Raw genomic sequence first — 13,241 nt, forward strand, 5'->3', positions numbered from 1 at the left:
TTGGCGGGGCCGCAGACCATCGGCGTGCCCTTCTTCGTGAAGCCGGGCACGCCCGGGGTGTCGCAGAAGGAGCCGGGGTGGACGACACCGGCCGAGCCACCGCCGGACTCCTCCGGTCAAACCGGGCCGACCGGTGCCGCCGGGCCACGGCAGCCGACAACCGTTCAGACCGGGTCGCCCCGGCCCCAGTTCAGCGCCCGGGCCCGCGCCCGGGCCCGGGACCTGGTGGCGCACTTCACAGCCCGCGCGGACCGTCCGGCCCCTGCCTCACCCCCCGACCAGCCCCGCCACGTACTCCCCCGGCTCCCGTGCCGTGGCGTCCAGTTCCAGGCAGTGGCCCATCGCGTGGGCCGCGTCCGTCGTGTCGCCGAGGAGCGCGTGGCACTGGGCCGCCCGGTACCAGCCCATCGCGCCCGCACCCGTGCCGAGCCGGCCCGCGTGGGCGTAGAGGTGGGCCGCGCGGCGCAGGTCGCCCGTGCGGGCGTGCGCGTCGCCCGCAGTGAGCAGGGCCTCGACGCAGTCCGGGTCCAGGGCGAGCAGGGCGTCGGCGAGTTCCAGGGCGGCGGACGGCGTGGTGCGGATGCGCAGTTCCAGGAGGTAGCGCGCGTTCTCCGCCACGAGCAGCGCCGTCTCCTCGTCCTGCTCCGCCGCCGGGGCGCACAGCGCTTCGTGGTGTTCCCGCGCCCGTGCCAGGTCGTGGGTGTCCCGGGGGTGCAGGAGGGCCGCCGCGCGGTGGAACCTGCTCAGCCCCAGGTGCGCGTCCCAGGTGTCCGGCGCCAGGCCCGCCGCCAGGGCGCGGCCCCGCGTCAGGTACGTCTCCGCCCGCGCCGCGTCCCCGCCCCGCAGCGAGTGGCCGATGCCCTGGAAGCAGGCGGCGAGGGCCAGCGAGCGGTCGGGGGTGGTGGTCGACAGGGTGTCGAGCAGGGCGAGCGCGCCCGGCAGGTGGCCCGGGGTGCGGGCGTGCACCCGGGCGACCTCGTACGCGTACCGGTCGTGGTCGGGGTCGCCGGTGGGGCGTACCGCTCCGGCCAGGCCGATCGCGTAGTGGCAGTAGGTGAGCTGGGCCAGGTGGAACAGGAGCAGGGCGCGGCTGGGGGGCGCCAGGTCCGCGAAGTCCTCCGCCGTGTCGACGAGGTTCTGCCAGTGCGGGGTGCGCAGGTGCGGGGCGAGGCCGGCCGGGGTGCGGCAGTCGTAGGCGTCGAGGCCCGCGTGCCGCAGCACCTGGTGGCGCTGGCCCGGCACGCCGATGCGGGAGAAGCGCGAGGGCCGGTGCGCCGCGCGCGGTTCGGCCAGCCTGGCCGCCACCAGCGGGATCGCCCGCAGCCGCAGCGGGCTGTGCGGGCTGGGCAGCAGGTCGATGAGCGGGCGCCAGAAGGGGGTGAGGCGGTTGGCCCCGATGCCGGGCAGTCCGGTGCGCCGGGGCAGGGCGCCCCGGGGGTCGGTGCGGGTGTAGGCGGGGCGGACCGGCAGCGGCGCGGGGGCCGGGGCGGGTGCGGCCGGTGCCTTCGGCGCGTTCACCGGGCCTCCCCCGGCAGCGGCGCCGCCGTCGCGTACCCGCCGTTGTGGTGGATCAGCGGCTGGTGGCCCGGGAGCGGCGCCGCGTCCTGGAGGGCGCCGACGACCTGGAGGTGGTCGCCGACGCGCTGGCGCAGCACGGTGCGCGCGGTGAGCCGGCCCACGCCCCGCAGCAGCGGCACGCCCTCGGGGGACGGCGTCCAGTCGACGCCGTGGAAGCGCAGGGCGGCCCGCGCCGCGAACCGCGCGGCGAGGTCCGCGTCCCCGGCGCCGAGCAGGTGCACGGCGAAGTGGTCGGCGCGGGCGACGGCCGCCGCCGTGGAGGCGGTGAGGCCGACGAAGAACGTCACCAGGGCGGGTTCCAGCGACACCGACGTGAACGAGGTCGCGGTGAAGCCGGCCGGGCCCGGCACCGTGATGACGGTGACCCCGGCCGCGTGCTCCCGCAGCGCCCGGCGCAGTTGCTCCCCGGCCGCGGGCGCCTCCCCGTCGGCGGGCGCCGGGACGGGCCCGGGGCCCGCGCCCCGGACCGCGCCCCCCGGGCCGGTCTGCCGGGCCGTCGCGGCCCTCAGTGCGGCGGCCACGGCGTCACGCGTTCTTGCGGTGGGCCGCGATCACGAGCCCGGACGCCCAGTCCACCAGCGTCGGGACCAGGTGCGGCTCCTGCATGATCTCCTTGCGGAACAGCTCCACGCGCGGCGGGTGCGAGGCGTCCCAGCTGTCCTGGGGCAGCAGGTCGTCGGCGACGACCAGCGCGCCGTCCGCGAGGTGCGCGAACAGGGTGTCGCGGCGCTCGAACTTGGTGACCGTGGTGTCGATGAACGCGAAGTCGAAGTCCGGCCCGTCGTAGGCGGTCAGCCACTCGGTCGCGTCGGCGACCACGACCTCGGCGCGCGGGTCGTCGGCGACGACGTGCGCGAGCACCCGGGCGAAGTTCTCGTGCTTCTCGATGGTGGTGAGCCGGGCGGCGGCGTCCATGCCGTCGAGCAGCCAGCCCGCGCCGACGCCGACGCCGCCGCCGACCTCGATGACCCGGCCGCCGGGCTTGGTGGCGACGAGGCTGCGCAGCAGGGCGCCCACCCGGGGCTCGCTGGACATCTTGAACCGGCCGCGGTCGGCGATCGCCTGGGCCTTGGTGACGCGCGCCGGGACGGAGAGGGGCAGATCGCTCATGTCAGTTCCTCACTGGGAGATCCGGAGATGCGGGATGGGTCAGGTGGTGGTGACGGGTGCGGGCCGCGTCAGCCTGCGCGCCGCCGCCTCGGTGCCGACGGCGCGCGCCGCCCAGTAGGCGAGGACGCCGAGGAACGCGCCGGTCAGGCCGAGCCCGGCGGTGTCGGCGAGCAGCCAGCCGACCGGGAGCTGCACGGCCACGGCGGCGGCCAGGTTGGTGTACATCTCCACGCGGGTGTGGCCGAGCGCGCGGATCAGGCTGACGTTGCCGAGGGTCCAGGCCATCAGGGGTACGCAGACGCCGATCAGGACGATCGCCTCGGCGGCCGCGTCGACGACCGGCGCGAAGGAGGTGAACAGTCCGGCGGTGAGCCGGGGCAGGAGCGCGAGGGCGAGGCCGATGACGACGCCGGGGGCGAGGAGCACGTACTGCCCCTGCCGCCACAGGACGCGTGCGGCGCCCCGCTCCCCCGCGCCCAGGGACCGTCCGATCAGCAGGCGCTGGGCGGCGGCGAAGGCGGTGCCGACGCCGAAGACCAGGACCATCAGCTCGAAGGCGATCCGGCCGCCGCCGAGGGCGGCGGTGCCGATGCCGCCCATCATCGCGAAGAAGACGGCCATGCTGGCGTAGTCGAGGCCGGAGGAGACCAGGGCGGGCCAGGCCAGGCGCGGTACGGACGTCTCGAAGTCGACCGGGTCGAGGCCCTCGGCCGCCGGTCCCGCCATCTTCGCGCGCAGGCCGGAGCGGCGGGCGAGGACGAGGAGCACGGCGACGCCGGCGAGCCAGGCGAGGGTGGTGGCCAGCCCGTTGCCGAAGGCGCCCCAGCGGGGGAAGGGTCCGACGCCGTGGATGAGGAGCACGTCCAGGAGCAGGTTGACGACGTTGACGACGACGCCCGCCACGGCCGCGTACCGGGTCTTCTTGTACGCGTTGAAGCTGGCCGCGAGCAGGGTGAACGGCACGAGCAGCAGCAGGGTCGGGGCCCGTGCGACCAGGTACTGGGCGCCGATGGCCGGGAGCTGGGGGTCTCCCCCGGCCACCAGGCCGGTCAGCCACCGGCCGCCCGCCATGCACAGCACGGTCAGCGCCAGCGCGAGGACCCCGCAGTAGCGCGCCGAGGCGGCGAGGGCGCGGCGCAGGCCGGGCGGGTCCTGGCGGCCCGCGAAGCGGGGGGCCAGGATCTGGTAGCCGATCACGGACGCGAGCACCAGGTTGGCGAACACGTCGAAGATCGCGGCGGTGCCGGAGACGGCGGCGAGTTCGGGCGCCCCGTACCGCCCCATCATGGCGGTGTCGACGATGCCGGAGGCGGTCGAGGACAGCGCGCCGAGCAGCAGCGGCAGCCCCAGCGCGACGATCTGGCGCGCGGCGGAGCGGGTCTCCTGGTCGGGCGCGGCGGCCTGGGCGGTGGCCGGGTCGGCGGTCGTCATGTCAGGCGGCCCTCACGGGAGCGGAAGCGGCCCGGGCGGCAGTCGAACCGGCCTCCAGCGAGCGGGAGTTGGCCGCCTCCAGGTAGGCGCGCGGCTCGACCGCCGTGGCGTCCAGCTCCAGGCAGCGGCCCATGGCGTGCAGGGCGCCGCTGACGTCGCCGATCCGGTCGTGGCACTGGGCGGCCCGGTACCAGCCGATCGCGCCCGCGCCGGTGGCGAGCCGTCCGGCGCGGGTGTACCACTCGGCGGCGGTCGCGTGGTCGCCCGCGGTGGCGTGGCCGTCGCCGACGATGAGGAGGGCCTCGACGCAGTTGGGGTCCATCGCGTAGAGGGCCTCGCTCAGTTCGCGCAGCCGGTCGTTGCTCTCGTCGCCGCGGGCCCGGGCGGCGGCCTTGATCTGGGACTCCAGGATGATCCGCCGGTTCTCGTCGGCGACCAGCCGGTCGGTGCCGGTGGGTCCGGCGGCGTACAGCGCGTCGCTGTGGACCAGCGCGGCGTCGACCTCGGCGCGCATCGCGTCGGGGCGGCGCTGGGCGAGCCGCAGCAGGGCGAGCGCCCGGTGGTAGCGGCTGCGTACGAGATGGGTGTGCCAGTCGTCGCCGAGCGCACGGCCGCCCGCCGCGCCCGGGCCGGTGATCCGCTCGCCGTGCCGCTCGAACCCGACGGCCCTCTCGGTGCCCGCGCCGCTGCGGATGGAGTGGCCGATGCCCTGCGAGCAGGCGGCCAGGGCGAGGCGCGGGTCGGGCGTGGTGGCGGCGAGCGCGTCGAAGGCGTCCAGCGCGCGCGGGGCGCGGCCGGGCACCCGGGCGGTGACGCGCGCGGCCTCGTACACGTAACGGTCGTGCGCCTCCTCGCCGTTGGGAACCAGCTCGCCCGCGAGGTCACTGGCGTGGGCGCAGAAGGAGAGCTGGGCGAGCTGGAAGATGACCAGGGCGCGGGTCGCGTCGTCGAGGTCGGCGAAGTGCCCGGTCAGTTCGACCAGCCGGGTCCACTGCGGGGTGCGCAGCTCCTCGGCGAGTCCGGCCGGGGTCGTGCACTCGTACGCGTCGAGTCCGGCGTGCCGGACCACCTGGGCGCGCAGCCCGGGCACCCCGATGATGGCGAACCAGCAGGTGGGGCGGGGCGCGGGCGCGGCGAGCCACTGGGAGAGGGTGCGCACGCCCTGGAGGCGCAGCGGCGCGTGGTCGCTGTGGGTCATGTCGATGAGGGGCCGCCAGAAGACGCCGAGCCTGCTGTGCGCGAGGCCGGGCAGTCCGGTGACGTGCGGGAAGTGGCCGCGCGGGTCGGTGCGGGTGTACCGGCGCCGGATCGGCGGGCCCTCGGTGCGCGGGGCCCTGCTGGTGCGCTCAGCGCGGGGGCTGTCGGCGGACAAGGTGGGCCTCCAGGAAGGTCTCGGTCTCGGTGAACAGGACGTGCCGGTTGGCGTTGGCGACGACGTGGTGGCCCTCGTCCTCGAAGCGCAGGTAGCGCACCGGCGCCGGGGCGGAGGCGGTGGCGTGCTCGACGAAGCGGTCGACGGTGGCGACGGGGACCCGGGGGTCCCGGGCGCCGTGCGCGATCAGCAGCGGGGCCCGGTCGGCGCCGGCGGTGTGCAGGGGCGAGCGGCGCCGCAGTTCGCGCGGGCCGACGGCGGGCGGAGTGCCGGGCCCGAGGATCTGGCGGCGCAACTGGGCGGCGAGCGGCCCCCAGTAGCGCGGCGGGGCCTCGGCGAACTCCACCAGGTCGCACGGCGGGCTGACCGCGATCGCGCAGCGCACCAGGTCGGGGCGGGTGCAGGCGGCGAGCAGCGCGGCGTAGCCGCCGTAGGAGCCGCCGAAGAAGGCGATGCGGCCGGGGTCGGCGACGCCCGTGTCGACCGCGGCGGCCACGGCGTCGTACAGGTCCTGCTGCATGCGCGCGCCCCACTCGCCGTTCCCGGCGAGCCGGAAGGCGGTGCCGAAGCCGCGCGAGCCGCGGTAGTTGACGTGCAGGGAGGCGTAGCCGAGGGCGGCGAGGTACTGGGCCTCGGCGTGGAAGCGCCAGTAGTCGCGTCCGGACGGGCCGCCGTGGACGATGACGACGGTGGGCGCGGGGCCCGTGCCGCCGAGGGGACGCATGGCGTAACCGGTGACCGGCTGCCCGTCGCTCGCGGTGAAGGCGAAGTCCTCCAGGAGGGCGAGGGGGCGGCCGGTGAGGCCGGGGCGGTTGACGAAGAGGGGGCGTGAGGAGGTGGGCCAGGTGGTGGGGGCGGGGCTCGCGTCGCGGCTTGCGTCCGATGTGCCGCCCGGGGGCGCGCCGGGGCTCGTGCCAGGGCTCGCGTCCGGTGTGGCCTCCGGCGTGCCGTCCGGGCCGCCGTCCGGGGTGAACAGCTCGTAGTGGATGGGCCCGTCCGTCCGTACGCGTACCGTCAGCCAGGCCCTGTCGTCGGCGCTGCGGTCGATGACGACGGCGGCGTCCTCCCCCTCGGCGGCCAGCCGGGCGACGGCGGCGCGGCGGGCGGGTGCCATGGCGGGCAGCGGGTGCAGTGCGATCCGGCGCCCCATGACGGCGCACAGGTCGGGCCGACCGGTGAGCGGGTCGAACCAGACGCCCTGCCCGGCGATCGGGTAGCTCTCGACGTCGAGTTCGGGGTGGGCGAACTCGACGGTGACGCGTCCGCTCGCGCAGTCCAGCGCGATCAGCCGCCGCGTCCCTGCGCCGAGTCCGGCCAGGACGTACAGCGTGGTGCCCTCGGCGTCGAAGCCCTCGACGGACAGTCCGGGCGCGTCGTCGGGGTCGAGCGTGAGCAGCGGCCGTGCCGAGTCGGCGCCCGGCCCGGCGAACAGGCGCGCGGAGCCGTCGCGCAGGAGCTGGATGCCGCCGCGGGCGTTGAGGTCCCGGTCGACGAGCCAGCGGTGGAACGCGCTGGAGTGGGCCAGCAGCCGGGGCGCGGGGCGCGCCTCGGACAGGTCGGCGCGGTAGAGCTCGGGGCGCCGGGTGGCCGGGTTGTGCAGGCTGTACGCGACGTGCGCGCCGTCCCGGCCGGTCCACACCTCGCGTACGGGTCCCGGCGCGGGGAGTTCGACGCGGTCCCCGTTGTCCGCGCGCACGGCGGCGATCCGCCACTGCTCGCTGCCGCGGGGCGCGTACCGGTAGAGCACGAACCGCCCATCGGCGCTCCAGCGCGGGTCGGCGAGGGTGGCGCCGGGGTGGGCCGACAGGCGCCGGGGGCCGGCGCCGACCGCGTGCAGCCACAGCTCGGGGCCGTCGTCGGCGGTGCGGAGGTAGGCGACGGAGGCTCCGTCGGGGGCGAGCTTCGGGGAGATGTGGCGCTCGGCGGCGAGGAGTTCGCGGCGGAGCTCGTGACGGTCCTCGTGACGTACTTCGTGACGGACGGTGTCGGCGGTGGCCGCGGTGGACGACACGGGCCGGGCCGCGGGTGGTGTGGTCGCCGCCATCACGGGGTTCCCGGGTCGTCCGTCGGCGGCACGTGGGTGACCGTGGTGCCGTTGAAGTCGATGCCGCGCAGCCCGAGCGAGCCGCCCATGGTGAGCGTGTACACGCAGGCGTACCGGCGGTCGTCGAGCTCGTGCAGGTCCAGGTACGGCCGGTCCTTCTGGGCCGGGGTGACCAGGGTGCCCAGGCCGTAGGAGCCGCCCAGGACGACGAGTTCCTGGCCGATCGCGCCCGCCTCCATCCACAGCCGCCGCAGTCCGTGCTCGTGGCGGTAGCGCCACTGGTAGCGCGGGTAGTCGGCGACGAGGCCGAGCGTCCAGGCGGCGGTGACGGGCGAGTGCATGCCCTGGAGCACGTCGGTCATGGCGGCGCGGTGGTCGCCGGGGCGGATGGCGCGCAGTTCGTGGCGTCCGATGTCGTAGCGGTACGTGCCGGGGTCGAGGCCCTCCACTCCGTACGCGCACAGGTGGAAGTCCCAGGCGGAGCCGTAGCTGTCCAGGTAGGAGAGCGGCTCCTCGGCGGTGGTGCGGGCGCGGCGGGCACGGACGTCGGCCAGGCCGTGCCACAGCAGGCCGGAGAGGACGTCGAGGGCCACCGGCTTCGGGGTGTACGCGCGACCGCTGCGGCGACGGGCCAGCAGCGCGGACAGGGGCTGCGCGCCCGGCGGCCGGGGTGCGCCGAGGGCGACGACGGGGCCGTCGGGGAGCTGTTCGGCGGGCGGTTCGCCGTCGGTGGCGAGGTAGTGCTCGAGGGTGCGGGTGCGGATGCGGTCGCCGGGGTCGTCGGTGTCGGCGTAGCTCCACCGGCGGGAGGCGACGTACGCCTGGTCGGAGGGGTGCCAGCCGCGCCGCTGCCAGTGCCGCCAGCCCTCGGTGAGGTGGTCGCGGTCGGCGCCGGGGGCGGCGTCGCCGTCGGGCGGGAGGGGCGCGGTGCCGTGGGCCAGGATGTGCTCGGCGAGGGCTTCGGGGCGCCAGCGGAAGCGGCGTCCGGTGACCGTGTCGGTGAGCTCGACGGAGGCGCTGTCGGGGTCGACCGAGGGGCGGATGGCGTGCCCGGCGGGCCAGTGCGGGGAGGGCGCGGGTGCGGCCGGTGCCCGGGTGGCGTCCTGCTCGGTGGGGGACGTGGTCATCGGGCTCCTCCGGTACGGGTCGTGGCGGCACCGGTGGCGGCCGTACCGGCTGCGCCGGTGGCGGCCCCCAGGGCGGCCGGGATGCGCAGTTCGGCGTCCTGCTGCCCGTCGGCGAGGGCGACGGTCAGCTGGTAGCCCTCGGCGAGCCCGTCGACGCCGAGCGCGTCCTCGATCTCGCGGGCCGCGTCGCAGTAGAAGATCGCGGCGGTCAGGCCGAGCGAGCGGGCGGCGATGCGGGTGGTCGCGGCGAGGTGCCCGGCGTCCATGTGGACGGTGCGGTAGGTGCGCGGCTCGCGGTAGCGGTACATGTTGCGCTCGAAGACGGTGGTCAGCACGACCAGGGCCTTCGCGTCCAGCGGGAAGCGGCCGAGGGTGTTGGGGAACAGCCCGGCCACCGAGGCGTCGTCGGTCGGCGGCCCTTCGACGCGGCGCAGGCTGAACGGCAGCATCGTGACGTGGTACCAGCCGGGTTCGAGCCCGGGGACGTCGCGCACGACCACGTACGCCTCGGAGGGGTGCCGGCCGCCGCCGGACGGGCTGCTGCGGCGCAGCAGCGGGGCGGAGTCGGTCCTGGGGATGATGCGCCCGGTCATGCCGAAGGCGGCGGCGACGACCTTCTCCAGCGCGTCCCGGTCCACGGGGGCGGCGTCGGTGCGCCCGGCCCAGACGTCGTGGGCGGTGGCGGGGATCAGGTCGGCGGTGAGCGCGGGCAGTTCGGTGCCGGGGCGGTCGGCGTAGTCGAGCTTGTAGCGGTCGGTGTCGGGCTCGTACGACTGGTAGTCGCGCATCCGGTCGCGGTCGGCGAGGATCCCGATGGCCTCGGAGTAGTCGACGCAGGGGTAGTCGAAGCACAGGGTGTGGTACTCGGCGGCCTCGTGCCAGCCGTACCGGCTCCAGTCGCGGCGCACGTCGGTGAGCCAGCCGAGCTCGGGGTCGGCGGCAGCCTCGGCGCTGTCCACGAGCAGTTCGCGCTCGCGCAGCGTGCCGATCAGCTCCAGCCAGTGCGCGACGGGGCGGGTCAGCGCCCGGCTGCCGGCCAGGAGTTCGGCGAGCTCCTCCGGTTCGGCGGGGCGGGCGGCGGCGACCAGGGCGGCGACGGCCGTGCGGGACATCCGGTAGCGGCGGCGGCGCAGCAGGTGCTCCACCAGCCAGTGGTCGCCGGTCACGGCCGAGGGAGGAGTGATCCTGACCGCTGGGTTGAGTCGTACTGTCATGGTTCTCTGCCTCTCCTCGGGCTCCGCGGGCCGCCGCCCGGCCTCCCAAGGGGACGGAGACCGGGCGGCGTTGCGTGCCGTGCCTTCAGTGCCGGGCGGTGACTCAGTAGGCCGAGCCCTGCAGGAGCATGACCTCGTACGCGTCGGTCTCTTCGATCATGTCGACCTCGACGGCCTCGACGACGAGCTCGGCGGCGGTGGTGTTCTCACCCATGGTTTTCTCCTTCAGGAGTTTCCGTGGAGTTTCACGGAGGTTTCTTCCTCCCGGGCTTTCCCCGGCTGACGACAACTCTGCCGGAGTTCCTCAGGAGTTCCCATGGAAAGGGGCGGAAGGGAAGCCAGGAGGGGGCTTTTGGGCAGCGCTCGGGGAAGTACGCAGATCAGCGCATGCGAAAAGGGCCCGGAGCATGGACGGCGGAATCCGTCCGGGCCCCGGGCCCTTGTTCTTCGTGGTACTCGACTGACGGGTGGAAATGATCAGAGCAGGCCGGCGCGGAGCGCGCTGGACACCGCGTGCGTACGATTGCGCAGCGACTGCCGGACCATCATGGAATTGATGATGTTCTTGATGGTGCGCTCCGAATAGCGGAGGCGGTCCGCGATCTCCGCGGTGCCCGCACCGTCGGCGAGCATCCGCAGGACCTCGATGTCCCGCTGGGTGAAGCCGTGCCCGGACACCGACTCGGTGCGGACCCGTCTGAGGTGGGCGGCCAGCGCGCGCATCGCGGCGCCGGGCAGGACGGACTCCGTACGGCACGCGGTGATCGCCGTGACGATCCGCCGGTAGCCGGCGTCGGGCCGCAGCAGCAGGCTGCTCAGGCCCCACTCGACGGCGCGCAGCAGCTGCGACTCGGTGATCGACTCGGCCACCAGGACCACTCTGACCTGCGGGTTGTGATTCACGGTCAGGGCCGCGCGCAGACACATCAGGGTGGCTTCGGTGACCCGTCCCGCCAGGACGAGGAGCACGTCCGCGGCGGCCTGTTCACGCGGGTCGCCGACGACGCGGACCTCGTCGAGGGCGGCCAGGTAGGCCTGGGCGCCCTCCTTGACGAGGTCGTCGTCGGAGTGCACCGAGACGAGCGGGGCGCCGGCCGGCGCGCTCCGCGGGGCCGGGCCGCCGTCAGCGGCACCGGGGGGCTGTACGGAATTCTGCGTACCGTCGCGCCGAGGCACGGAATTCGACGTACCGCCGCTTGCTGTAACGCTGTTTTGCGCCACGGCGTTCTGTATTCCATTGCTGGGAACGCCGCCGTTCCGGACTTTCCGTGGTGCTCTGATCACGGTGTTGTCCACGTGCTTCACGAAAGTATCCCCCTTCGGTCAGCGATGATCGGTCAGTTCCCCCAGGTGACGTCCGCCGTGTCACCGTGGCCGGAATTCCCGGCGGTGGTGGTCTGGTTCGGGACGGGCCCGTCCGCCCACTGCGTCCGGCCGTCACTTCCCGTCATCTGGGAGCTGATGCCCGCCGCGGTGCCCAGGGCGAGGAGAGTGGCGGCGATGACGGATGTGGTGGTACGGACGAAACGGGAAACGTTCACGGTTCTTCCTTCCTGCATTTCACCGGGAGCCGGTGGGACTCCCGACTTCGGTTTCCATGATGCTGAGCCCTCAGAAAGGGTGGAAGAGGTTCTCGGTGGACGGATCATGCACTGACCTAAGCCGTCCAGCACCGTTGGGCACACGCGTTTCCCCTTCGAACGCGAGTACCGGCGCGATCCGGCACAGGGTCAGTACGAAACCGGCCAGTTCGTCGTGCTCGGCCAGTGCCCTGCGGCACACCCCCTCGGCCACGCGCTCGGCCTCCACGGCCCCGGGGCCGGCCAGGAACAGGCCCACGACCGGCCCGTTCTCGGCGTCGGAGTGGACCGCGACGTGCTCGACCCCGTCCTCCTCCCGGGCACTCCGGCCGATCAACTGGGCCGCGTTCGTTGGCAACAACTCGCCTTCGGGGCAACGGATTCGGACATGTACGAGACGCATGCCCTCATCGTCGTATCCATCCGGCCCGGAACGCCCTCTCTCACAGGGGACGCATTAGGCCAGTGCAGGAACCGGCCTCGGGACCGGGTGCCTTCCGGGCCCGCGTCACCGCACGCTCGACGCACGGCTTCACCGCACGGCGCTCGACGCACGACGGACCACGCACCACGCACCACGCTCAGCGCACGACGCACGGCGCACGACAGGGGGAGGATCCCGATGCTGCAGGAGTTGGGACTCGACGAGACCGACGAACGGGTCTACCGGGCGATGCTGGAGCACCCCGGCGACGGGGTCGCCGCGCTCGTCGCCCGGCTCGGCCTGTCCGAGAGCGCTCTCCGCGCCTGTCTCGACCGGCTGAGCGCGCTGGCGCTCGTGCTGCCCGCGAAGTACCAGGAGGTGGGCTTCCGCGCGGTGAGCCCGGAGATCGCGATGGAGGTGCTGCTCTCCCGCCAGCAGGCCGAACTCGCCGCGCACCAGCAGCGCGTGGAGGCCTCCAGGGCCGCGGCGGCCCGGCTGGTGGCCGAGTACTCGGCGCCGCGGGGGCGCGTCGAGGACGGCGGCTCGGAGTTGCTGCTCGGCGTGGGGGCCATCCGGGACCGGCTGAGCGACCTGGCGGCGTCGGTCCAGCACGAGATCATGACGTTCGCCCCGGGCGGCGCGCACACCGAGGAGGACCTGCACGCCAGCCGGGAGCCCAACGCGGCGATGCTGCGGCGGGGCGTGGCGATGCGCACGGTCTACCTGGACAGCGTCCGCAACCACCAGCCGACCCTGCGCCACGTGGACTGGCTGCACCAGCACGGCGGCCAGGTCCGCACCGCGCCCGTCCTGCCGATCCGCATGATCATCGCCGACCGCCGGGTCGCGGTGCTCCCGGTCGACCCCGCGGAGGCGGCGGCCGGCGCGGTGCTCCAGGAGGGCCCCGGCACGGTGACCGCGCTGTGCGCCCTGTTCGAGAACGTGTGGGCGGCGGCGGCCCCGCTCGGCGCCGCGCAGACCCGCGACGCGCGCGGTCTGTCGCCCCAGCACGCGGAGACGCTGCGGCTGCTCGCGCAGGGGCTGACGGACGAGGCGATCGCGAAGCGCCTGGGGGTCTCTCCGCGTACGGCCCGCAGGATCGCGGCGGAGCTGCTGAGCAGTCTGGGGGCCCGCAGCCGCTTCGAGGCGGGGGTGCACGCGGTGCAGCGCGGGTGGCTGCCGGGGGCGCCGTGAAGGGTGCGCCGAGCGGGGGAACGCGACCGCTCTTCCGGTCGTGGATCACTGCTCCTACGATGCGTGTACGCAGCACTCGGGCGGGGGCCCGACGGCGGCGCGAAGGGGGAACCGGGCAGCGGCGTACGGATGTCGTTGTCAGCGGTCGAACACGCCCGGACCAGGGC

General features: G+C 74.9%; 12 protein-coding genes. 1 reads left to right on the forward strand and 11 read right to left on the reverse strand.

Annotation, left to right across the window (positions count from 1 at the left end; translation table 11 throughout):
* Positions 1-267 precede the first annotated feature (267 nt).
* The 11 genes from ABT160_RS16390 to ABT160_RS16440 form a co-directional block, all read right to left on the reverse strand.
* The gene (locus tag ABT160_RS16390) at positions 268-1,518 is read right to left on the reverse strand and encodes a tetratricopeptide repeat protein (RefSeq protein ID WP_351648033.1); all 1,251 of its coding nucleotides are present in this window, start codon (positions 1,516-1,518) and stop codon (positions 268-270) included.
* Positions 1,515-2,099 carry a flavin reductase family protein gene (locus tag ABT160_RS16395; RefSeq protein WP_351648035.1) on the reverse strand — a complete coding sequence of 195 codons (585 nt, stop codon included), beginning with the start codon at positions 2,097-2,099 and terminating at the stop codon, positions 1,515-1,517. The genes ABT160_RS16390 and ABT160_RS16395 overlap by 4 nt, the downstream gene beginning before the upstream one ends.
* Positions 2,100-2,103: 4 nt before the next feature.
* Positions 2,104-2,688 (reverse strand): O-methyltransferase, encoded by a 585-nt coding sequence (locus ABT160_RS16400; RefSeq protein ID WP_351648037.1) that lies wholly within the window; start codon positions 2,686-2,688, stop codon positions 2,104-2,106.
* A gap of 39 nt (positions 2,689-2,727) precedes the next feature.
* On the reverse strand, positions 2,728-4,119 hold the full coding sequence (locus ABT160_RS16405) for an MATE family efflux transporter (RefSeq protein ID WP_351648039.1): 1,392 nt from the start codon (positions 4,117-4,119) through the stop codon (positions 2,728-2,730).
* Between the two features lies 1 nt (position 4,120).
* Positions 4,121-5,491: a tetratricopeptide repeat protein gene (locus ABT160_RS16410; protein ID WP_351648041.1), complete on the reverse strand. Its 1,371-nt coding sequence runs from the start codon at positions 5,489-5,491 to the stop codon at positions 4,121-4,123.
* On the reverse strand, positions 5,466-7,535 hold the full coding sequence (locus ABT160_RS16415; protein WP_351648043.1) for a S9 family peptidase: 2,070 nt from the start codon (positions 7,533-7,535) through the stop codon (positions 5,466-5,468). The genes ABT160_RS16410 and ABT160_RS16415 overlap by 26 nt, the downstream gene beginning before the upstream one ends.
* On the reverse strand, positions 7,535-8,662 hold the full coding sequence (locus tag ABT160_RS16420; protein WP_351648045.1) for a SagB/ThcOx family dehydrogenase: 1,128 nt from the start codon (positions 8,660-8,662) through the stop codon (positions 7,535-7,537). Before ABT160_RS16420 ends, ABT160_RS16415 begins: the two co-directional genes overlap by 1 nt.
* The gene (locus tag ABT160_RS16425; RefSeq protein WP_351648047.1) at positions 8,659-9,876 is read right to left on the reverse strand and encodes a SagB/ThcOx family dehydrogenase; all 1,218 of its coding nucleotides are present in this window, start codon (positions 9,874-9,876) and stop codon (positions 8,659-8,661) included. Before ABT160_RS16425 ends, ABT160_RS16420 begins: the two co-directional genes overlap by 4 nt.
* A 477-nt stretch (positions 9,877-10,353) precedes the next feature.
* Positions 10,354-10,950, reverse strand: a complete 597-nt coding sequence (locus ABT160_RS16430) for a helix-turn-helix transcriptional regulator (RefSeq protein ID WP_351648049.1) — start codon at positions 10,948-10,950, stop codon at positions 10,354-10,356.
* 263 nt (positions 10,951-11,213) lie between these two features.
* On the reverse strand, positions 11,214-11,417 hold the full coding sequence (locus ABT160_RS16435) for a hypothetical protein (protein WP_351648051.1): 204 nt from the start codon (positions 11,415-11,417) through the stop codon (positions 11,214-11,216).
* A 70-nt stretch (positions 11,418-11,487) separates the two neighbouring features.
* Positions 11,488-11,859, reverse strand: a complete 372-nt coding sequence (locus tag ABT160_RS16440; RefSeq protein ID WP_351648053.1) for a hypothetical protein — start codon at positions 11,857-11,859, stop codon at positions 11,488-11,490.
* Between the two features lie 219 nt (positions 11,860-12,078).
* Here ABT160_RS16440 and ABT160_RS16445 point away from each other — a divergent pair, with 219 nt between their 5' ends.
* The gene (locus ABT160_RS16445; protein ID WP_351648055.1) at positions 12,079-13,074 is read left to right on the forward strand and encodes a helix-turn-helix domain-containing protein; all 996 of its coding nucleotides are present in this window, start codon (positions 12,079-12,081) and stop codon (positions 13,072-13,074) included.
* Positions 13,075-13,241: the final 167 nt, after the last annotated feature.

This window comes from Streptomyces sp. NPDC001941, assembly GCF_040296945.1.
Classification (GTDB): domain Bacteria; phylum Actinomycetota; class Actinomycetes; order Streptomycetales; family Streptomycetaceae; genus Streptomyces.

Excerpts from the sequence above, each read along its gene's own strand:
- ABT160_RS16415 (WP_351648043.1), bottom strand. The coding sequence starts at position 7,535 with ATGGCGGCGACCACACCACCCGCGGCCCGGCCCGTGTCGTCCACCGCG.
- ABT160_RS16405 (WP_351648039.1), bottom strand. The coding sequence starts at position 4,119 with ATGACGACCGCCGACCCGGCCACCGCCCAGGCCGCCGCGCCCGACCAG.
- ABT160_RS16440 (WP_351648053.1), bottom strand. The coding sequence starts at position 11,859 with ATGCGTCTCGTACATGTCCGAATCCGTTGCCCCGAAGGCGAGTTGTTG.
- ABT160_RS16400 (WP_351648037.1), bottom strand. The coding sequence starts at position 2,688 with ATGAGCGATCTGCCCCTCTCCGTCCCGGCGCGCGTCACCAAGGCCCAG.
- ABT160_RS16425 (WP_351648047.1), bottom strand. The coding sequence starts at position 9,876 with ATGACAGTACGACTCAACCCAGCGGTCAGGATCACTCCTCCCTCGGCC.
- ABT160_RS16445 (WP_351648055.1), top strand. The coding sequence starts at position 12,079 with ATGCTGCAGGAGTTGGGACTCGACGAGACCGACGAACGGGTCTACCGG.
- ABT160_RS16420 (WP_351648045.1), bottom strand. The coding sequence starts at position 8,662 with ATGACCACGTCCCCCACCGAGCAGGACGCCACCCGGGCACCGGCCGCA.